Annotated in this window: 14 protein-coding genes; 6 read left to right on the top strand and 8 right to left on the bottom strand. The window is 71.7% G+C overall.

Going from position 1 to position 21,672, the window contains the following annotated elements:
- Positions 1–107 precede the first annotated feature (107 nt).
- Positions 108–683 (bottom strand): TetR family transcriptional regulator, encoded by a 576-nt coding sequence (locus tag A6A27_RS34980; protein ID WP_073838936.1) that lies wholly within the window; start codon positions 681–683, stop codon positions 108–110.
- Positions 684–908: 225 nt separating this feature from the next.
- Between A6A27_RS34980 and A6A27_RS34975 the strand changes: the two genes are divergently transcribed.
- The gene (locus A6A27_RS34975; protein WP_073838935.1) at positions 909–2,219 is read left to right on the top strand and encodes a D-arabinono-1,4-lactone oxidase; all 1,311 of its coding nucleotides are present in this window, start codon (positions 909–911) and stop codon (positions 2,217–2,219) included.
- Between the two features lie 84 nt (positions 2,220–2,303).
- Here the strand turns inward: A6A27_RS34975 and topA are convergent, their stop codons facing one another.
- The 6 genes from topA to A6A27_RS34945 form a co-directional block, all read right to left on the bottom strand.
- On the bottom strand, positions 2,304–5,126 hold the full coding sequence (topA, locus tag A6A27_RS34970) for a type I DNA topoisomerase (protein WP_073838934.1): 2,823 nt from the start codon (positions 5,124–5,126) through the stop codon (positions 2,304–2,306).
- 326 nt (positions 5,127–5,452) lie between these two features.
- Positions 5,453–6,064: a hypothetical protein gene (locus A6A27_RS34965; RefSeq protein WP_073838933.1), complete on the bottom strand. Its 612-nt coding sequence runs from the start codon at positions 6,062–6,064 to the stop codon at positions 5,453–5,455.
- Entirely contained in the window at positions 6,055–6,594 is a 540-nt protein-coding gene (locus A6A27_RS34960) for a hypothetical protein (RefSeq protein ID WP_073838932.1), read from the bottom strand. Before A6A27_RS34960 ends, A6A27_RS34965 begins: the two co-directional genes overlap by 10 nt.
- 124 nt (positions 6,595–6,718) lie before the next feature.
- The gene (locus A6A27_RS34955) at positions 6,719–9,103 is read right to left on the bottom strand and encodes a sodium-translocating pyrophosphatase (RefSeq protein WP_073838931.1); all 2,385 of its coding nucleotides are present in this window, start codon (positions 9,101–9,103) and stop codon (positions 6,719–6,721) included.
- A 319-nt stretch (positions 9,104–9,422) separates the two neighbouring features.
- Positions 9,423–9,863, bottom strand: coding sequence for an ATP-binding protein (locus tag A6A27_RS34950; protein ID WP_198940586.1), 441 nt, complete (start codon positions 9,861–9,863; stop codon positions 9,423–9,425).
- The gene (locus A6A27_RS34945; protein WP_046565834.1) at positions 9,860–10,216 is read right to left on the bottom strand and encodes an STAS domain-containing protein; all 357 of its coding nucleotides are present in this window, start codon (positions 10,214–10,216) and stop codon (positions 9,860–9,862) included. The genes A6A27_RS34950 and A6A27_RS34945 overlap by 4 nt, the downstream gene beginning before the upstream one ends.
- Positions 10,217–10,346: 130 nt before the next feature.
- Between A6A27_RS34945 and A6A27_RS34940 the strand changes: the two genes are divergently transcribed.
- The 3 genes from A6A27_RS34940 to A6A27_RS34930 all read left to right on the top strand — a co-directional run bounded on the left by A6A27_RS34940 (position 10,347) and on the right by A6A27_RS34930 (position 15,203).
- A complete protein-coding gene (locus tag A6A27_RS34940; RefSeq protein WP_443190027.1) occupies positions 10,347–12,902 on the top strand; it encodes a DEAD/DEAH box helicase in 2,556 nt (851 codons plus the stop codon).
- A 127-nt stretch (positions 12,903–13,029) separates the two neighbouring features.
- Positions 13,030–13,608, top strand: coding sequence for a hypothetical protein (locus A6A27_RS34935; protein WP_143194324.1), 579 nt, complete (start codon positions 13,030–13,032; stop codon positions 13,606–13,608).
- 788 nt (positions 13,609–14,396) lie between these two features.
- Positions 14,397–15,203: an HAD family hydrolase gene (locus A6A27_RS34930; protein WP_073838929.1), complete on the top strand. Its 807-nt coding sequence runs from the start codon at positions 14,397–14,399 to the stop codon at positions 15,201–15,203.
- A gap of 152 nt (positions 15,204–15,355) precedes the next feature.
- On the opposite strand, the gene A6A27_RS34925 is transcribed toward A6A27_RS34930, so the two are convergent.
- Positions 15,356–16,102, bottom strand: coding sequence for an oxidoreductase (locus A6A27_RS34925; protein WP_073838928.1), 747 nt, complete (start codon positions 16,100–16,102; stop codon positions 15,356–15,358).
- 336 nt (positions 16,103–16,438) lie between these two features.
- Here A6A27_RS34925 and acs point away from each other — a divergent pair, with 336 nt between their 5' ends.
- Entirely contained in the window at positions 16,439–18,427 is a 1,989-nt protein-coding gene (acs, locus tag A6A27_RS34920) for an acetate--CoA ligase (protein ID WP_073838927.1), read from the top strand.
- Positions 18,428–18,666: 239 nt separating this feature from the next.
- Positions 18,667–21,456: an immune inhibitor A domain-containing protein gene (locus A6A27_RS34915; RefSeq protein ID WP_073838926.1), complete on the top strand. Its 2,790-nt coding sequence runs from the start codon at positions 18,667–18,669 to the stop codon at positions 21,454–21,456.
- Positions 21,457–21,672: the final 216 nt, after the last annotated feature.

Genomic DNA, 21,672 nt, shown 5'->3' with positions numbered 1-21,672 from the left:
CCCGTCCTGCCGCCCGGTCGCACCCCGGGCGGGTTCTCGTTGTGCCGCCCGGTCGCACCCCGGGCATCTTTCCCGTTGTGCCGCCAGCCAGGGCCGGCGGCGTCCGCTCAGCTCTGCTGGGCGGCCTCGGTCCGGGCGTCGACCTGCCGGTGCAGGTACTCCCGGATCAGCGCCTTCGCCTCGGAAAGCACCCGCTCGTCGCCCTCGGGCTTGCGCCGGAACGCCAGCTTGATCAAGGAGTCCGCGCCCTCGACCGCGATCTCCAGATGGAACCCAAGGTCGGGCACGTCGGCAAGACCGAAACGCTCGGCGAGCACGCGGGCGAGCTGATCGGCGATCACCCCGTTGTTGTCCCGCTGCTCATCGAGCAGGTGCAGGTCGACCACGTCGCCGAAGTGCAGGGTACGGAACCCCGGGATGGTGCGGTGCATCGTGATGTACTCGTCGATCGCCGCGTCGACGCCGTCCCACCAGTGGGTCAGGTCGTCGGAGGCGAACCGCTCGTCGAGCCGCTGGAGATAGGACTCCATCGTGCGCAGGGTCAACGCCTGCACGATCGCCCGCTTGTCCGGAAAGAACTGGTAGACCGACCCGATCGCCACCTCGGCGCGCTCGGCGAGGAGAGTCGTGGTCAACCCCTCGTACCCCACCTCGTCGACAAGCTCGGCACAGGCGTCCAGCATCCGCTGGACCCGCGCGACACTTCGACCCTGCACCGGCACCCGGCGCAGCGGCCCGGTCGTGGCGGCTGGTGTGGACACTCGGCGCCACCCCCCTTCGACGGAAGAACATATCTACAAGTCACGAGACTGTGACTACCGGTACAACGAGCGTGTCGCGTTTGCGGTATTTACCCGGCACAACGTTCCTGATATGAAGTCAGTTCATATTCATCTCGAGGAGCGTCCATGGTCGGTACGCCACCAGCAGCCTGGTCCAACTGGGCCGGCAACCAGCGCAGCACCGCCACCCTGGTGGCGCGTCCCCGGACCGTCGACGAGGTCGCCGCGGCGATCCACGCCGCCGCCGACGCCGGCCGGACGATCCGGACGGTGGGCAGCGGGCACTCGTTCACCGGGACGGCCCTCACCGACGGGCACCGGCTCGAACTGACCGAACTGGACACCGGCGTCACCGTCGACACCACCCGCCGACTGGTCACCGTACCGGCCGGGATGGCTCTGCACACGCTCAACGACCTACTCGGCACCCACGGACTGGCGCTGCCCAATCTCGGCGACATCGACGCGCAGACCGTGGCCGGGGCGCTCGCCACCGGCACCCACGGCACCGGCGCGAAACTCGGCTGCCTGTCCACCTTCGTCACCGGTCTGGCCCTGGTCACCGGCACCGGGGAGGTGCTGCGCTGCTCCGCCGACGAGCACCGCGACGTCTTCGCCGCCGCCCGGGTCGGGCTCGGCGCGGTCGGCGTGCTGGTCGAGGTCACCCTGCGCTGCGTCGACGCCTTCACGCTCCGCGCGCACGAGCGGCCGGCGGCACTGTCCGCGGTGCTGGCCGACCTGCCCGGGCTCGTCGAACAGCACGACCACGTCGAGTTCTACTGGTTCCCGTACACCGCGCGGGTGCAGGTCAAGACCAACGACCGGGTGCCCGCCGACGACCAGCCGCTGCCCCGCTGGCGGGGCTGGCTGGACGACGAGTTCCTGGCCAACACCGTCTTCGCCGGGGCCTGCCGGCTGGGCCGCGCCGTGCCGGCGCTGGCCCCCGGGATCAGCGCCGTCTCCGCCCGGGCGCTCACCGAACGCACCTACACCGGTCGCTCCGACCGGGTCTTCTGCACGCCGCGCCGGGTCCGCTTCGTGGAGATGGAGTACGGCCTGCCCCGCGCCGTCCTGCCGGCCGCGCTGGACGCCCTTCGGCGCATCGTGGACAACCTGCCGTTCAAGGTGCTCTTCCCGGTCGAGGTGCGGTTCACCGCCGCCGACGACATCTGGCTCTCCCACGGGTACGGGCGGGACTCGGCGTACCTCGCCATCCACCAGTACGTGGGCATGCCCTTCGAGCCCTACTTCCGGGCGTTCGAGGAGGTGGCCGCGGAACTGGGCGGACGGCCGCACTGGGGCAAGCTGCACTACCGGGACGCGGCGTCGCTCGCGCCCGCGTACCCGCGGTTCGCCGACTTCCTGGCCGTCCGCGACCGCCTCGACCCCGACCGCCGCTTCGCCAACCCCTACCTGAACCAGGTCCTCGGCGACTGAATCCGCTACCGACCTGATGACATCGGCGGATCACCAGCCGGGTGAGTCGTTCCCGACATCAGGTCCGTAGCCGGCGGAGACAGGTCACTCCGTGGAGGTGGACGCCTTCCGGGGGGCGGCCTTCTTTGCCGGGGCCTTCTTGGCCGTGGTGGCCTTGGCGGTCGTCGTCTTCTTCGCGGCGGTGGACTTGGCGGCGGCGGTCTTCTTCGCCGCCGTCTTCTTGGCCGGGGCCGCCTTCTTCGCCGCCGCCTTCTTCGGCGCCGGACCCTTCGCCCGCTTCTCGGCGAGCATCTCGGAGGCTTCCTCCAGGGTCAGCGCCTCCGGGGTCTGCCCGCGCCGCAGCGACGCGTTGGTCTCCCCGTCGGTGACGTACGGCCCGAACCGCCCATCCTTGATCACCAGCGGCTTCTCGGTGAGCGGGTCGGCGCCCATCTCCCGCAGCGGCGGCGCGGCGGCCCGGCGCTGGCGGGTCTTCGGGGCGGCCAGCAGCGCGAGCGCCTCGTCCAGCGTGACGGTGAACATCTTGTCTTCCGAGTCCAACGAGCGGAACTCGTCACCACGCTTGACGTACGGGCCGTAGCGGCCGTTGTTGGCGAACACCTCGACCCCGTCCGGGGCCACCCCCACGAGCCGGGGCAGGCTGAGCAGCTTCAGCGCCTCGTCGAAGGTGAGCGTCTCCGGCGACTGCGACCGCAGCAGCGAGGACTTCCGCTCGCCGCTGGCCACGTACGGGCCGAACCGGCCGGACTTCAGCACGATCGGCTCGCCGGTGGCCGGGTCGTCGCCGAGCTTTCGCTCGCCCGCGCCGCCGAGGAACAGCTCGTGCACCTTCTCCGGGGTCAGCTCGTCCGGCGCCAGCCCCTCAGGGATCGGCGCTCGGTCGCCCTGGGCGCCGCCCTCCTCGCCCTCACCGGTGGGTGCGGGCTGCTCGCCCGGCAGGGCCCGCTGGAGGTACGGCCCGTACCGGCCGACCCGGACGACGACCTCGCGCCCCTCCTCGTCGGTGAAGAGCGGGATCGAGTTGACGCTACGTGCGTCGATCTCGCTGAGGTTCTCCGTCACCAGCTTCTTGAGGCCACCGGCGTGGGCGATGTCCCGGTCGCCGGCGCCGTTGGCGCTGCCGAAGTAGAACGCGGTGAGAAAGTCGACCGCGGCGTGGTCGCCGCCGGCGATCTCGTCCAGCTCGTTCTCCATGCTGGCGGTGAAGTCGTAGTCGATCAGGCGCGGGTAGTGCCGCTCCATCAGCCCGATCACCGCGAACGCCAGGAACGACGGGATCATCGCTTGGCCGCGCTTGACGACGTACCCGCGGTCCTGGATGGTCTGCATGATCGACGCGTACGTCGACGGGCGGCCGATGCCCAGCTCCTCCAGCGCCTTGACCAGCGACGCCTCGGTGTAGCGGGCGGGCGGCTGGGTGTGGTGACCCTGCGCGGCCAACGCCTCGGCGGTCAGCGGCTGGTCCTTGACCAGGGTGGGCAGCCGCCGCTCGGCGTCCTCGGCCTCGGCGTTCTCGTCGTCGCTCGACTCCACGTAGGCGCGCAGGAAACCGGGGTCGGTGATGGTCTTGCCGGTCGCCCCGAAGTCGGCCTCCTCCTGCGCGGCGGAGACCGCGCGGATCCGCACCGAGACGCTGGAGCCGACCGCGTCGGTCATCTGCGAGGCGATGGTGCGCCGCCAGATCAGCTCGTAGAGCTTGAACTCCTCGGCGGACAGCTCCTTGGCCACCTCGCCCGGGGTGCGGAAGTTGTCCCCCGCCGGACGGATCGCCTCGTGCGCCTCCTGCGCGTTCTTCACCTTGCCGGTGTAGCGGCGCGGCTCCGGCGGCACGCTGCGCTCGCCGTACAGCTCGACGATCTGCCGGCGGGCCGCCGCGACGGCGGTCTCCGACAGGTTCACCGAGTCGGTACGCATATAGGTGATGTAGCCGTTCTCGTACAGCCGCTGCGCGGTGCGCATCGTCTGCTGGGACGAGAATCGCAGCTTGCGGGCCGCCTCCTGCTGCAGCGTGGAGGTGATGAACGGCGCGTACGGGCGGCGCCGGTAGGGCTTCTCCTCGACCCGGGTGACGGTGAACGGCCGCCCCTCCAGGCGGGCCGCCAGCCCCCTGGCCCCACCCTCGTCGAGGTGCACCACGCCCGCGCCGGCCCGGACCTGGCCGGTGGTCGGCTCGAAGTCCTTGCCGGTGGCGATCCGGTCGCCGTTCAGCGCGATCAGGGTGGCGTTGAACGCGCGTGGCCCCTCGCCGGCGTTCGCCACCGCGAGGGTGGCCAGGATGTCCCAGTATTCCGCGGTGCGGAAGGCCATCCGCTGCCGCTCCCGCTCGACCACGATCCGGGTCGCCACGGACTGCACCCGGCCCGCCGAGAGCTTCGGCATGACCTTCTTCCACAGCACCGGGGAGACCTCGTAGCCGTACAGCCGGTCCAGGATGCGCCGGGCCTCCTGCGCGTCGACCAGGTCGCGGTCGATCTCCCGCGGGTTGGCCACCGCGGCCTGGATGGCCGGCTTGGTGATCTCGTGGAAGACCATCCGCTTGACCGGCACCTTGGGCTTGAGCGTCTCCACCAGGTGCCAGGCGATCGCCTCGCCCTCGCGGTCCTCGTCCGTCGCCAGGAAGATCTCGTCGACCTCCTTGGCCAGCTTGGTCAGCTTGCTGATCTGCTGCTTGCGGTCCGGCGAGACCACGTAGAGCGCGTGGAAGCCGTTGTCGACGTCCACGCCGAGCCGCGCCCACGGCTCGCCCTTGTACTTGGCCGGCACGTCGGCGGCGTTGCGGGGCAGGTCCCGGACGTGGCCGAAGCTGGCCTCCACGACGTACCCCGGGCCGAGGTAGCCCGAGATCGTCTTGGCCTTCGCCGGTGACTCGACGATGACCAGACGGGTGGTTCCAGCGTTGCTCGGCACGTCTCTCTCCGACCTCACTCCTGCTCTATGCCCGTTTCGGGCCGCATTGCACCGCCCGGACGACCGGTGGTCCGGATGTCCAACGTAACGCGCCGTCCGCGGTCCGGGTTTCGTGGGCCGCAAACACTCAGTTCGGGCGACCCACCGGCCGGTTCGCGCGGCGGCACCCGCCGAACGGCGCCACCGTACACCGTGGGTAGGGCGCCGAGTGGGTCACTGTGACGATCACGCACCCACGGCGGAGGAGGCACCCTCCGTTTTCCTGTGCGAACGACCGCGCGGAGGTGTCCGGGATCGGACAGCCGGCGGGGTTGCGCGCCACCGGTTCAGCCGCCGGCGCCCGGCCATCCGGCCGCCGGCGCCGCCGGTGGACGATCACCCACCAGCTCGGCCAGCCGGGCCATCCGCCGCCGGCCGGCGATCCGGTACGCGGGTCCGCCGTCGGCCGGCTCCACGAACGCCGCCGGCAGCCCCACCGCGGCCAGCCCGGCGCGCACCGTGGGCCAGCACTCCTCGTCGGCCGGGCCGAGGCCGAGCTGGCAGCCGGCCGGGTCGACCGCCCCGGCGGCGGCGAGCCAGAGCCGCAGCCGGCGCCCGTTGAGGTGGAAGCCGGCCGGGACCTGCTTCGCGGTGCCGCGCAGCCAGGCCGTCGCGAGCGGGGCCAGCGTGGTCGCGTACGCGGTGCGCACCAGGTGCCGCCCGTCCTCGGTCGGCTCCCAGCTCGCCGGCACGCCCCGCGCCGCCAGCTCGGCCACCAGCGCGTGCACCCGCCAGGCGGCGTCCACCACCACCGAGACCCGGGCGGTGCCGCCCATCCGCACCACCTCTCCCGGTCCGGCGAGCAGACCGGCCAGGTCCGCCAGGGCCGGGTCCGCCGCCTCGGTGGAGAACAGCGAGGGCTGGCGGACCGGGTCGGGGGAAGGGTGCGTCAGCGACACTCCGGGACCTCGTCGAAGGCCTCTTTGAGCTCGGACGAGTTGAGCTTGCTGGTGTCCAGCGCGCTCGCGTCGTACTCCTTGTTGAGCGTGTCCACCGCGGCCCGCACGCCGTCGTAGAACGGCCCGGCCTGCGCGGTGTCCAGCCCGTCGATGGTGCCCCGGGCCCGGCCGTACGCGTCCCGCATCTTGCTCAGCGAGGCGCGGAACCCGGCGGAGATCTCCTCGCCATGGTCGGTCTCCGGCACGCCGGCCTGCTCGACCTTGTGTCGCGCGGTCTCGCTGGCCTGCTCGGCCCCGGCGAAGAGGCGGACCAGGTTCTCCTTGGCCTGCGCCGGGGTGGTCTGCGCGGTCATCTGCTGCTGGGTGCTGCTGGTCAGCTTGTTGATCTCTGCGCGCCACGGGGTGAGCGCCTGGCAGACCGACGCGGCCCAGGCCCGGGGGCTGGGACCGCCGCACCCGGCGACGACGAGGCTGAGCGTGGCCAGGACCACCGTGAGCTTTCCGGCGGTTGCCGCCCCGCGGGTACGCATGCGAAGCAGCGTACGGCCTCCCGGTGGAAGTGCCACCGGTCAGGTTTCCGGCCCGGGACCTCGGAACGGGCCGGTTCCCGGCCGGCGCGAGGCCGACCGGGAACCGGCACCAGTTCGTACCCGCTCAGGCGCGGACCGGCTCCGCCCGCTCCTCCGGGCTGCCCGCGGCGTCGCCGTCGCGGTCGGAGTCGTCCATGGCGACGCCCTTGCGCTTGCTGAACACCACGGCCGCCACGATGACCAGCGCGGCCACCACGGCGATCGTGATCCGCAGGCCGGTGTTCTTGTCCTCGCCCACGCTCCAGGCCACCACGGCCGGCGCGATCAGCAGCGAGACCAGGTTCATCACCTTGATCAGCGGGTTGATCGCCGGACCGGCGGTGTCCTTGAACGGGTCGCCGACGGTGTCGCCGATGACGGTGGCGGCGTGCGACTCGGAGCCCTTGCCGCCGTAGGCGCCGTCCTCCACCAGCTTCTTGCCGTTGTCCCAGGCGCCGCCGGAGTTGGCCAGGAAGACCGCCATGAGGGTGCCCGCCCCGATGGCACCGGCCAGATACGACGCCAGCGCGCCGGGACCGAGGCCGAAGCCGACCGCGATCGGCGCCATGATCGCCAGCAGGCCGGGGGTCATCAGCTCGCGCTGCGCGTCCCGGGTGCAGATGTCAACGACCTTGCCGTACTCGGGGCGCTGGGTGCGGTCCATGATCCCGGGCAGCTCGCGGAACTGCCGGCGTACCTCCATCACCACGGCGCCGGCCGAGCGGGAGACCGCGTTGATGGCCAGGCCGGAGAAGAGGAAGACCACCGCCGCGCCGACGATCAGGCCGACCAGGTTGCGCGGGTTGGCCACGTTCAGCAGGTTGGTGATGGCGTTCTCGACATTCTCCACCTTCGCGTCGCCGAACGCGGTCTTCAGCGTGTCGGTGTATGAGCCGAACAGCGCGGTCGCGGCCAGGACCGCGGTGGCGATGGCGATGCCCTTGGTGATCGCCTTGGTGGTGTTGCCGACCGCGTCCAGCTCGGTCAGCGTCCGCGCGCCGTGCTCGTCGATGTCGCCGGACATCTCGGCCACGCCCTGGGCGTTGTCGGAGATCGGGCCGAAGGTGTCCATGGCGACGATCACGCCGACGGTGGTGAGCAGGCCGGTGCCGGCCAGCGCGACGGCGAACAGGGACAGCGTGATGGAGCTGCCGCCGAGGAGGAACGCGCCGAACACGCCGGCACCGATCAGCAGCGCCGAGTAGACCGCCGACTCCAGGCCGATGCTGATGCCGGCGAGGATGACGGTGGCCGCGCCGGTCTGCGAGCTCTTGCCGATGTCCTGCACCGGGCGCCGGTTGGTCTCGGTGAAGTAGCCGGTGAGCGCCTGGATCGCGGCGGCCAGCACGATGCCGATCACCACCGCGCCGATGGCCAGCCCGCGGGGGCCGAACGGCGGCTCGCCGTCGGTGACGTTGAGCGTCGCGCGCCAGTTGTCGCCGAGCAGTTCCGCCCAGGTCGGCTTCAGGTAGCCGACCGTGGCAATCGCCACCAGCACCGCGGAGACCAGGGCGGACAGGTAGAAGGCCCGGTTGATCGCAGTCAGGCCGTTGCGGTCGGAGGCGCGCAGCCGGGTGATGAAGACGCCGACGATCGCGACCAGCACGCCGATCGTCGAGATGATCAGCGGCAGGACCAGACCCTCGTTGCCGAACGCGGCCCGGCCCAGGATCAGCGCGGCGACCAGGGTGACCGCGTACGACTCGAACAGGTCGGCGGCCATGCCGGCGCAGTCGCCCACGTTGTCGCCCACGTTGTCGGCGATGGTCGCGGCGTTGCGCGGGTCGTCCTCGGGGATGCCCTGCTCGACCTTGCCGACCAGGTCGGCGCCGACGTCGGCGGCCTTGGTGAAGATGCCGCCGCCGACCCGCATGAACATGGCGAGCAGCGCGGCACCGAAGCCGAAGCCCTCCAGCACGGTCGGGGCGTCGCCCTTGTAGAGCAGGACGACCAGCGCCGCACCGAACAGGCCGAGGCCGACGGTGAGGAAGCCGACCACGCCGCCGGTGCGGAAGGCGATCTTCATGGCGCTCTCGCGCCCGCCTTCGCGCTCCCGCGCGGCCGCGGCGACCCGCAGGTTGGCCCGGGTGGCCAGCCACATGCCGGCGCCGCCGATGAACGCGCTGAACAGGGCGCCCACCACGAAGAACGCCGACCGGCCGATCTTCACCAGGGTCTGGTTGCCGTCGGTGTCGTGCACCGGCAGCAGGAACAGCAGCACGACGGCGATCACCACGAAGATCGCCAAGGTGCGGAACTGCCGCAGCAGGTACGCGGACGCGCCCTCCTGGACCGCCCCGGAGATCTCCTGCATGTTGGTGGTTCCCGTACCGGCTGCCAGCACCGCCCTGGTCAGGGCGGCCGCGAAGACGAGCGCCACCAGCGCGATGACCGCGGCGATGACGACGTACGTCACGTTGGCTCCGGTAAGGGACAGTGCGCCGCCGTCGGCGGCCAAGGTCCCGGACATCTATGTCCTCCTGTACCGAACAACTCGCGCCGATCCGTGGAGACGCGCGGACCGACGCCTGGATGCGGACTCGCAAGCGCGCGCCAACCCACCCCGGGCGGACCAGCGATGAACACCCATTCCCGCTGGCTGCGGGACGGATCACTTGCTGACAACCCGGGTACTGTAGCCCTCCGACGTGTTGCGGCTCACACCGAGGGGGCACCCTTTCGCGATGATCTTCGTCGCTGTGCTATGCGAAGAAATCTGATATATGGGGCGGCCAGCACGACGAGGCCGCGTTCCCTGGGCGGGAACGCGGCCTGCGGGGGTGGGAGCGTCAGGAGCGGCCGACCGGCCAGACCATCCGGACCTCGGTGCCGACGCCCTCCTCGACCGGGCGTACCTGCAGGTCCTCCACGAAGCCGGCGAGCAGGGCGAAACCGACACCAGTGGTCAGCGCGTCCTCGCTGAGCGACTCCTTGGCCAGCTCGTCCGGGGGCAGCGCGGCGAGACCGATGCCCGCCTCGATCGGAGCCCGATCCACCACCCGGACCGAGTACGCCCCGTTGTCGGACATCTCCACCAGCACCGGATCGGCCAGCCCGTACTGCCGGTGCAGGGCCACCGCCCGGGTGCACGCCTCGCCGATCGCCAGGCGCACCTCGTCGAGCAGGTCCTCCCGTACGCCGGCCCGGCGGGCCACCGCGACGCCGACCAGGCGGGCGGTGCGCACGTGCACCGGGGCGGGCGAGAAGGAGAGCTTGACGGTCGCCATCATGCGCCGGCGCCGGTCGGATCGGCGCTGATCGCCGCGTCGACCGTGGGATGCAGCGGGAAGACCTGGTCCAGCGCGGTGATCCGGAAAATCTTGAGCAGCGGCTCCTTGTCGCAGACCAGGGCGAAGGAGCCGCCCGCCGAGCGGAGCCGCTTCAGGGCGCCGACCAGCACGCCGAGCCCGGTCGAGTCGAGGAAGTCCACCCGGCCCAGGTCCACCACGACCCGGCGGGCCCCGCCGTCGATCAGTTCGAGGAGCCGTTCCCGCAGGCGAGGCGCCGTGTAGACGTCCACCTCACCGCCGACCTCGAGCACCGTGTGCTCCCCCACGGCGCGGGTCGCCAGCGACAGCTCCATCGGTCCCTCCTCGGTAAGCTCTCCACGGCATCTAACCATCCCCGCCCGAACGCCCCGGTGGGTCACCGGCCGAGGCTCAACCCCCCTTACCCAGGCCACCCGCGTTTCATTTCCCGATCGTGTTCGGAAGGTGCAGGCCGTGACCTACGACAGCTTCGGCTCGGCGCGTCTACCGCCGCGCCACGACCAGAAGCCGTCGGCAGCCACCGTGCCCGCGAGCAGCGGCCCCGGGCGACCGCCCGCCGAGCTGCTGCACCGGCTGCGCACCCGGCACTCCGCCGACCCGGTCACCCACGTCGAGCGGGTGCCGGCCCGGGCCGGGGAGCCGGCGCCGTGGCCGACGTGGGCCCCCCAGGAGTTGCGGGCGGCGTTCGCCCGGCGCGGCGTCACCGCCCCGTGGCGGCATCAGGCCGAGGCCGCCGAGCTGGCGTACGCCGGGACGCACGTGGTGGTGGCCACCGGCACGGCGTCCGGCAAGTCGCTGGCGTACCAGCTTCCGGCGCTGGGCACGCTGCTCGCCGACCCCCGTGCCACCGTGCTCTACCTGGCTCCGACCAAGGCACTCGCCGCCGACCAGTTGCGTGCCGTCGCCGGCCTCGAGCTGGAGGGGGTACGCCCCGCCTGCTACGACGGGGACACCCCGCGCGCCGAACGGGAGTGGATCCGGCGGCACTCCCGGTTCGTGCTGACCAATCCGGACATGCTGCACCACGGCATCCTGCCCGGGCACGCGAACTGGTCCGGGTTCCTGCGCCGGCTCGCGTACGTGGTGGTCGACGAGTGCCACACCTACCGGGGCGTGTTCGGCTCGCACGTGGCGCACGTGCTGCGCCGGCTACGCCGACAGTGCGCCCGCTTCGGTAACACTCCCGTGTTCGTTCTGGCCTCGGCGACGTCGGGCGACCCGGCGACGACGGCCGGGCGGCTCACCGGGCTGCCGGTCGCGGCCGTCACCGAGGACACCTCGCCACGCGGCGGGGTGACCTTCGCGCTGTGGGAGCCGCCGCTGCTCCCCTCGGATTCGTCCTCCGATGTCGCCGACCTCGCCCCGGTCCGCCGCTCCGCGCTGCGGGAGACCGCCGACCTGCTCGCCGACAGCATCGTCGAGGGGGTCCGCACCCTCGCCTTCGTCCGGTCCCGGCGCGGTGCCGAGGTGGTCGCCGCCAACGCCCGACGTGCACTGGACGAGGCGGTGCCCGGGCTCGGCGACCGGGTGGCCGCCTACCGGGCCGGTTACCTGCGCGAGGAACGGCGCGAGCTGGAACGCGCCCTGCTGCACGGCGACCTGCTCGGGCTCGCCTCCACCAACGCCCTCGAACTCGGCGTCGACCTGGTCGGCCTGGACGCGGTGCTGATCTGCGGCTGGCCGGGCACCCGGGCGTCACTCTGGCAGCAGGCCGGCCGGGCCGGACGCTCCGGCGGCGAGGCACTCGCGGTGCTGGTGGCCCGGGACGACCCGCTCGACACCTATCTGGTGCACCACCCCGAGGCGCTGTTCGGGCGGCCCGTCGAGGCGACCGTGCTCGACCCGGCCAACCCGTACGTGCTCGCCCCGCAGCTCGCCTGCGCCGCCTTCGAAGCCCCGCTCACCCCGGCCGACCTGGAACTCTTCGGGGAGGGCGCGAAGGCGGCGGTCGAGGACCTGGTGGCCGCTGGGGCGCTGCGACAGCGGCCGACCGGCTGGTACTGGCGGCACCGGGAGCGGCCCGAGGTGGACCTGCGCGGCGAGGACGGGGCACCGGTCTGCGTGGTGGAGGAGTCCACCGGGCGGCTGCTCGGCACGGTCGACGGCGGCTCCGCACACTTCCTCCTCCATTCCGGGGCGGTCTACCTGCACCAGGGCGTCTCGTACGTGGTCGACGCGCTCGACCTGGCGGACGGGTGCGCGCTCGTGCACGCCGAGGAGCCGGACTGGTCCACCCACGCCCGGGACGTCACCTCGCTGTCCGTGGTGTCGGTCCGGTCGTACGTGGACGCCGGGCCGGTCGGGCTCTTCCTCGGCGAGGTCGACGTGACCAGCCAGGTGGTGTCGTACCAGCGACGGCGGATCGCCACCGGCGAGGTGATCGACACCCGACCGCTGGACCTGCCGGCCCGGGAACTACGCACCGTCGCCGTCTGGTTCACCCTGTCCCCCGAGTCGCTGGCGGCGGCGGGGATCGAGGCCGCCGACGTCCCGGGCGCGCTGCACGCCGCCGAGCACGCCGCGATCGGCCTGCTGCCGCTCATGGCTACCTGCGACCGCTGGGACATCGGCGGCCTGTCCACCGCCGTCCACCCGGACACCGAGGCCCCCACCGTCTTCGTCTACGACGGCCACCCGGGCGGCGCGGGCTTCGCCGAGCGGGCGTACGGGACGGCGACGGCCTGGCTGCGCGCCACCCGGGACGCGATCGCCGAATGTGGCTGCGAGGCGGGGTGCCCGTCCTGCGTCCAGTCCCCGAAGTGCGGCAACGGCAACAACCCGCTCTCCAAGCCGGACGCCGTCAAGGTTCTCGACGTGGTGCTCGTCAACCTGGCGGCGGCCGCTGGATCCTCTGATGAGGTGGCGGCCGGTGCCTCACCTGCCGTAGCGGCCGAGTCGTGTGCCGAGGCGGTGCCGGAGGCGGCGGCCGGCGGGAGCCGGGGCGGCGTCGGGGTCGGCCTTCCTCGGCAGGACGAGCGGTCGGCGGCTGGTCAGCGGTAACCGCCGGCCCGGGCCTCCTCGTGGGGGCCGACCGCAGCCGGTCGGGCGCCAGGGGTGGAGACGCCGAGGGCGGACGCCGAGGGCCGAGCTGTGCGAGACTCCGGCGTTGCTTATTGAAGGAGATCACGTGCAGCTCGACCGCTTGCAGACCCAGCACCAGTTCATCGTCCGGCAGCGGATCCGGATGATGGTCAACCAGTACGAGGTCCACGCCGTGGCGCCGGACGGCTCGGAGGGCGAGCTGCTCGCTTTCGCGCAGCAGAAGCGGCTCGCGTTCAAGGAGCAGGTGACCATCTACACCGACGACTCCAAGCAGCACCCCCTGCTCGGCTTCAAGGCCCGCCAGCGGCTCGACCTCGGCGCCACGTACGACGTGACGGACCACGCCGGCACCCCGATCGGCCTGTTCCGCAAGGACTTCGCCCAGTCGCTGCTGCGGTCCACCTGGCACGTCGAGCAGCCCGGCCTGCCGCCGATCACCGGGCAGGAGCGCAGCATGCCGGTGGCGCTGCTGCGCCGGTTCGTCGACTCGCTCTCCTGGCTGCCGTACCACTTCGACTTCGTCGCCGGCGGCCAGCCGGTGTTCTCGGTCGACAAGAAGTGGGGCCTGCGCGACCGGTACGTCGTCGACATCCAGCACCCGCAGATCGACCGGCGGCTCGTCATCGCCATGGCGGTCGGCCTGGACGCCCTGCAGTCCCGCTGACGCCGCCTCGCCGGCTGTCGGGCGACGTCGGGCTGGGCGGCCCGGGTGCTCCCGTACCGCCCAGCCCAGCCGCGACTCTGGGGCAGCAGGCCCGCTCGGGACGTCGCGGTGGCGGCGCGGGTGAGCCACGGTCCGGACGGGCCGGTCGGAAGCCTGCCGGGGCGGGACGGGCCATGATGCGCACCAGCGTCCCCAGTGGACGGCGAGGGCAGCTGTGGTTGGCCCACGCCGGGCGAGTCGATCTGCTATGGGCGCCGCGAGCAGCGCAACCCGGCCGCCGAACGCGCGGCGGTAAGCGAGGGTCTGACAGATGGTCCCGGTGGTCACCCAGTTCGCCCGGCCGGCACCTGGCTGCACCCGCGGCAGGACGGGTTCCGCCCGACTCCGCCGGCCCGACGGTCAAGCCGGCAGTCGGTCACCCGGACGACGGCGAGGGGGGCCTGTGACCTGTGGTGGAGCAGCGCTCCCAGAATGGGACGACCCCCGTCGGGGGGAGACGGGGGTCGTCGTGAGGTTCGGCTCCGGGGGGGTCGAGCCGAACCCGCTCAGCGGTCACGGGGGGTGCAACCGCCGAGGGCTTTCCAGACGATGAGACGTGAACTCTCGTCGCGAGCACAAGCATGCCGCAGCGGACCGGTATACGTCGAGTGGTGTCGGCTCCACACACCGCTAATTCGCATTCGCAGAGTGTGACGGCCGTCACTCATGGCAGCGCTCCGCGGGCCGGGCTCTCGCCGGCGACCCCGGGGCCGCGCTGGCCGTCACCCCTCGGGCTAGACTTTCGCGCCGTGGGCCGAAGCGCCGCTTTCTTCGATCTCGACAAGACCGTCATCGCCAAGTCGAGCGCACTGGCGTTCGGTCGGCCGTTCTACCGGGACGGGCTGATCACCCGCCGTGACGTGGTCAAGTCGGCGTACGCGCAGCTGATGTTCCGGCTGGGCGGCACCGACGAGCAGACCATGGCCCGGACCCGGGACTATCTCGCCACGCTCTGCAAGGGCTGGCAGGTGGAACAGGTCCGCCAGATCGTCGCAGAGACGCTGCACGAGCTGATCAACCCCTACGTGTACGCCGAGGCCGCCGCCCTCATCGAGGAGCACCAGGCCGCCGGGCGGGACGTGGTGCTGGTCTCCGCCTCCGGCGAGGAGATGGTCCGGCCGATCGGCGAGCTGCTCGGCGTCACCGACGTGATCGCCACCCGGATGGCGGTCGAGAACGGCCGCTACAGCGGTGAGGTCGAGTTCTACGCGGCCGGCCCCAGCAAGGTCGACGCGGTCGGCGAGTTGGCCGTCGAGCGCGACTACGACCTGGCGGACTCGTACGCCTACTCCGACTCGTACAGCGACCGGCCGCTGTTGGAGTGCGTGGGGCACCCGACCGCGGTGAATCCGGACCGGGCCCTCCGCAAGCTGGCGGTGGAGAACTCGTGGCCGGTGCTGGAGTTCCGGCACCCGGTCCCGCTGGGGCGGCGGCTGCGCGAGCGCCCCGCCGTGCCGGTCGCCGCGGCGGCCCTCGGCGTCGGCGTCGGGGTGGCCATCGGCATTGCCTGGTACGGCCGGCACCGCCGCACCCGCGCCACCACCCCCACCACCTGACCTCCCCTCCCCACCCCGCGCCCACCGGTTCGACCGCGCACTTTCGGGGAAAGTGCGGCCTCCCGGCGTCAGATAGCACCACTTTCGGTGAAGATGCGCGGATTCTGGCCTGCGCGGAGTGCACACGCGGAGCACAGCGCGCGCGGGGCCGGTCAGGAGGCGGCGAGGATTTCGTCGCCGATGAGGGCGATCTGGTCCGCGCCGACCTCGACGGCGGCCATGTAGTGCCGGAGCCAGGAGCGCAGCCCGTCCGCGGTGCCGGTGGCGAAGGCGCCGGCCGCGCCGACGTACTCGGGTTCCCGCTCCCGGTGGCCGACATCGACGGCGACCAGCCCACGCGGGTCGAAACCGGTGGAGATGAGCACCAGCCGGGCGGCGGCCCGGGCCACCACCCCGGACGGGCCGGCGAACGGGCGCAGGTTCAGCAGTTCGCCGTGGACCACGGCGGCCAGCACCAGCGGCGGTACCCGGGTGCCGCCGGCGACCAGCCCGGCCAGCCCGTCGAGGCGTGCCGCGACCACCGGGTCGGACACCGGCCGACCCAGCTCGGACTCGGCCACGACGTCCCGGGCGGCGAGGACGTGCAACCTCGCGAGGGCCTGCCGGGGAGCCTTCGGCCAGAGTTCGCTCAGCCCGGGCAGGGCCCCGGCCACCCGCAGCGCCCCCTGCAGCACCGGGTCGGTGACCGTGCCGGCGCGTACCTCCTCACGGTCCTGCACCCGGCCCTCCAGCGCGGCGCTGGCCACGGCGGAGCGGAGGCTGACCTCGGCGGCGACCTGACCACCGTGGCGGCGCAGCGCGCGGTGCCGGTGCGCCTGGTCGACCCGGTCGCGGGCCTGCTCGACGGCGGGCGCGATGTCAGCGAGCGCGAGCAGCGGGGCGAGCGGATCGGTGGTCATCCCGCCACGCTATCCACCCCGCCACCCTGGTCGGGCATCGCCCGCCCGGATGGCGATCCGGCCAATCGACACCCGTTGCGGTGACCCGCGCCCTCAGCTACCCCTGACACGCCGACATGCCGCATCTGGCGCCGGCCATGCCGAGCCCCGCCGGCCCAGGCCCGCCCCGCCACACCGGGCCCGCGCCGCACGAGACGGGCAGGACCGAGCGCGCCACCGGGCGCGCGTCGAGGGCCGCTGGGCGCGCGGGGCCGGGCCAGGCTGTCGCGGGGCGGCCAGCGCGCGACTAACCTCAGCGGCGTACGAGACGCAGGTCACGCGACGAAGGAGCACCGCATGAGCGAGGCACTGGCCAACTTGCTGAACGAGACGCGGCAGTTCCCGCCGCCGGCCGAACTCGCCGCGAACGCCAACGTCAAGGCCGACGCGTACGCCGAGGCCGAGGGCGACCGGCTCGGGTTCTGGGAGCGCCAGGCCGGCCGGTTGACCTGGGCGAAGCAGTGGGACCAGGTGCTCGACTGGTCGAACGCGCCGTTCGCGAAGTGGTTCGTGGGCGGCCAGCTCAACGTGGCGTACAACTGCCTGGACCGGCACCTGGCGGCCGGCCGGGGCGACAAGGTGGCGATCCACTGGAAGGGCGAGCCGGGTGACACCCGCACCCTCACCTACGCCGACCTGCACCAGCTGACCTGCCAGGCGGCCAACACGCTGACCGACCTGGGCGTCACCGCCGGCGACCGGGTGGCGATCTACCTGCCGATGATCCCGGAGGCAGCGGCCGCCATGCTGGCCTGCGCCCGGATCGGCGCCACGCACAGCGTGGTCTTCGGTGGCTTCTCCGCGGACGCGCTGACCAACCGGATCCAGGACGCCAGCGCCAAGGTCGTGATCACCGCCGACGGCGGCTACCGGCGGGGCAAGCCGTCGGCGCTGAAGCCGACCGTCGACGAGGCGGTGGCGAAGTGCCCGTCGGTGCAGCACGTGCTGGTGGTCCGCCGCACCGGCGAGGACGTCGCCTGGTCGGAGAAGGACCACTGGTGGCACGAGACGGTGGAGACCGCCTCGCCGGAGCACGTCGCGCAGCCGTTCGACGCCGAGCACCCGCTCTTCATCCTCTACACCAGCGGCACCACCGCCCGGCCGAAGGGCATCCTGCACACCACCGGCGGCTACCTGACCCAGACGTCGTACACCACGCACGCGGTGTTCGACCTCAAGCCGGAGACCGACGTCTACTGGTGCACCGCCGACATCGGCTGGGTGACCGGCCACTCCTACATCGTCTACGGCCCGCTCTCCAACGGCGCCACCCAGGTGATGTACGAGGGCACCCCGGACACCCCGCACAAGGGCCGGTTCTGGGAGATCGTCGACAAGTACAAGGTCACCATCCTCTACACCGCACCGACCCTGATCCGCACCATGATGAAGTGGGGCGAGGACATCCCGGCCGGCTACGACCTGTCCTCGCTGCGGCTGCTCGGCAGCGTCGGCGAGCCGATCAACCCGGAGGCGTGGATCTGGTACCGCCAGCACGTCGGCCGGGGTCAACTGCCGGTCGTCGACACCTGGTGGCAGACCGAGACCGGCTCGATCATGATCTCGCCGCTGCCGGGCGTCACCGAGGCCAAGCCGGGCTCGGCGATGACCGCGCTGCCCGGCATCGTCGCCGACGTGGTGGACGACCAGGGCCAGTCGGTGCCGAACGGCGGCGGTGGCTACCTGGTGCTCACCGAGCCGTGGCCGTCGATGCTGCGCACCATCTGGGGCGACGACAACCGGTTCATCGAGACCTACTGGTCGCGGTTCGGGGCCGGCGCCAACGCCGGCGACGAGTGGGTCTACTTCGCCGGTGACGGGGCGAAGAAGGACGACGACGGGCACATCTGGCTGCTCGGCCGGGTCGACGACGTGATGCTGGTGTCCGGACACAACATCTCCACCACCGAGGTGGAGTCGGCGCTGGTCAGCCACCCGTCGGTGGCCGAGGCGGCGGTGGTCGGCGCGACCGACCCGACCACCGGCCAGGCGATCGTCGCGTTCGCCATCCCGCGGGGCACCGCGGAGACCTCCGGCGCGGCCGGCGAGCAGCTCATCGCCGAGCTGCGCAACCACGTCGCGAAGACGCTCGGCCCGATCGCCAAGCCGCGGCAGATCATGCTGGTGCCCGAGCTGCCGAAGACCCGCTCCGGCAAGATCATGCGCCGGCTGCTGCGCGACGTCGCGGAGCACCGCTCGCTCGGCGACGTGACCACGCTGCAGGACTCCTCGGTGATGGAGCTGATCGCCTCCGGCATGGGTGGCGGCAAGTCCGACGAGGACTGACGACTGGCGTACCCCGAGATGGGTGACGGTCCGCACGGACCGTCACCCATCATCATTTTCCGTGCGTACGGGTCGGCGGTTCGGTGGAGGCACGGCGGGCTGAACGGGTAGAGCGGCAACTTGACCTCTGTCGGTGGGGGTGCTTTCTCCTTTAGGTTCAGCCACATCGGACCGGTTCGACGGGCATCACTGCCGGGCACCGGCCGATTTCTTGTCCCATGCCCCACGAATGGAGCGGAATGAGTACCTCTCCGCAATCCGGGTCACGCCGGCGCATACTCGTCGCGCTGCCCGCCATCGCCCTCGCCGCCGCGTCACTGACCGTGACGGGCAGCGCGGCCGCCCAGACGGCCGGTCCGGCTCCGGCCACGATCGGGGCGGACGAGTTCTACATCAACTACGCCGAGCCCGAGGTGCAGCCGGACACCGGCGGCAAGGAGGTCAAGGGCAAGGACGGCATCTACACCTCGCCCGCGAACGAGGCCAAGGCCTACGACCGGAAGTTCGCCGGGGGCAACCCGGTGACCGCGCGGGAGCTGGCCAAGCTTGAGGCCAAGGCGATCAAGACGGGCAAGAGCCCGCGCCAGATCAAGCAGGCCAAGAGCACCCAGACGGCCAAGCTGCTGACCCTGCTGGTGGAGTTCAACGACCAGGCCAACGACGACTTCACCAACGTCATGGTCCCCAAGACGGTCTTCGACGACCGGACCTGCGTCCCCGGCACCGTCCAGAACGGCCCGACGCACAACAACATCGCCGACCCGGCCACCCTGCCCCACAAGGACAACAACTCGATGTGGGTGCCGGACTTCTCGCCGGCGCACTACGACAAGATGCTCTACACCAAGGAGGGCATCACCGAGCGGGTCCGCAAGGATCTGACCGGCCCGGACGGCAAGCCGGGCATCAGCCTGGCCGGCCGGACCATGCACAACATGTACCTAGAGATGTCCAAGGGCGCGTACACGGTCGACGGGCAGGCCAGCCCGTGGATCAAGGTGCCGCACTCGGAGGCCTGGTACGCCGCCTCCCGCTGCACGCGGGACGCGAACGGCAACTGGGTCGCCGGACGGCAGCAGTCGATGAACGGCCACCCGGACAACCCGCTGGGCGCCGGCCGGCTCGCCACGGACGCGATCGACGCCCTGGCCAAGATGGACCCGAACTTCCCCTGGGCCGACTACGACATCGAGGACCAGGGCGACCGGGACGGGGACGGCAACTACAACGAGCCGGACGGCGTCATCGACCACCTGGTGCTGGTGCACGCCGGCAAGGGCAAGTCCAGCGGCGGCGGCGACCAGGGCGTCTACGCGGTCTGGGCGCACTCCTCGGCGGTGGCCGGTGGCTACACCGTTCCCGGCACCAACCTGAGGGTGTCGAACTACATCGTGCAGCCGGAGGATGCCGGCCTCGGCGTGTTCGCCCACGAGTTCGGGCACGACCTCGGCCTGCCGGACCTCTACGACACCTCGGGCAACAACAGCGACTCGGACGTCGACTTCTGGGACCTGATGGCCTCGGGATCGCACTCCGGGGAGATCTTCCAGGCGCTGCCCACCCACATGGGCATCTGGGACAAGTGGGTGCTCGGCTGGGCCGACCCGCTGAACGTCAACCCGGGTGACGACCCACGCGCGGTGCAGCTCGGGCAGACCTCGCGCACCCCGGTGGGCACCAAGGACGGCATCAAGATCAACCTGCCGAACAAGGTGATCACCCTGGCCGAGCCGCACGGCGGCGCCAACATGTGGTACAGCGGCGCCGACCAGGACTGGGCCGACGTCAAGCTGAGCCGTACGGTGACCGTCCCGAACGCCGCCGACGCGAAGTTCTGGATGTGGAACAACTACGTCATCGAGGCCGACTGGGACATGGGCTTCGTCGAGGTCTCCACCGACGGTGGCGCCACCTGGACCGAGCAGAAGGTCTACGACGCCGCCGGCAAGCTGGTCACGACCAACGACGGCTACGGCGACCCCAACGGGCGGATGGCCGACTACGGCAACAAGAAGTACGGCCTGACCGGTGACACCCACGGCTGGCGGCACGACTACGTCGACCTGTCGGCGTACGCCGGAAAGACGGTGCAGGTGCGGCTGCGCTACTGCACGGACGCGGCGTTCGTGGAGCGCGGCTGGTTCGCCGACGACTTCTCGGTCACCGGCGGCGGGGCCACCACCTGGAGCGACGACGCCGAGAACGGCGCCAACGGCTGGACCCTCACCGGTGGCACCTTCACCGACACCACTGGGGCGGGCTGGCACTTCGATGCCGGCACCCAGGTCAAGGCGCAGTACTACCTGGCCGAGTGGCGCAACTTCGACGGCTACGACGCCGGCCTGCAGTACGCCTACGACACGGTCTACTCGCGCGAGGCGTGGAAGGTCGACAAGGTCTCGTACAACGCCCCGGGCATGCTGGTCTGGTACCGGGACACCGTGCTCGGCGACGTCAACCACGTCACCGCACAGCTGACCTCCCTGCCGAGCTACGGCGCCAAGGGCGGCCTGCTGATCGTCGACTCGCACAACGAGCCGCTGCGCCGGCAGGGTGAGGCGGCCGTCAAGGACCCGTCGGTGCTGGACAACCTGCCCAGCCGCCCGCAGTCCTCGAACGCGGCCTTCTCCCTGAACCCGACGTACCCGTTCAAGGAGTGCCTGGAGGCGGCGGACGAGCCATACAGCGAGTACTGCACCCAGTTCCCCGCGCAGGCGGCGGTGTCCGGCTTCAGCGACGCCAAGGGCTGGTACCCGGGCATCGAGGTCCGCGGCGGGGCACTCTACGCTCGGGACAGCGACGCCTCCGTCGTCGTCCCGTCGCGCGACAACGCGCCGTACACCACCCGGGTGACCAACCCGGATGGCAGCCCGGCGACGGCGCTGTACGGCACCGACCTCGGATTCACCGTCCTCGGCACCGGCAACCCCGGTGACGCGGGCGTCGCGTACGGCGTCTCGATCATCATCAAGCGGGCCGCCCAGGACAACTCGTACGCCACGGTGTACGTGACCCCGGCGACGAACTGAACCGACCCGACGAACGCAACGAGGGCCCGTCGGGAGCTTTTGCTCCCGGCGGGCCCTCGCCCTGTCCCGACGACACGGCTGGGGCCAGTCAGCGGACCAGGTGCGTCTCATATTGACATCCGCCGAACTCCGCTGTGACCATCTGAGTGCTGTCGTCACAGTGCCGCACCGGAGACGTACGGAGCGTCACGCCGACCGGGCACCGGCTGCGGCAGC

Source organism: Micromonospora sp. CB01531, assembly GCF_001905095.1.
Classification (GTDB): Bacteria; Actinomycetota; Actinomycetes; order Mycobacteriales; family Micromonosporaceae; genus Micromonospora.
Note: the sequence above shows the minus strand (reverse complement) of the source record. Positions and strands in the feature narration are given on the sequence as shown.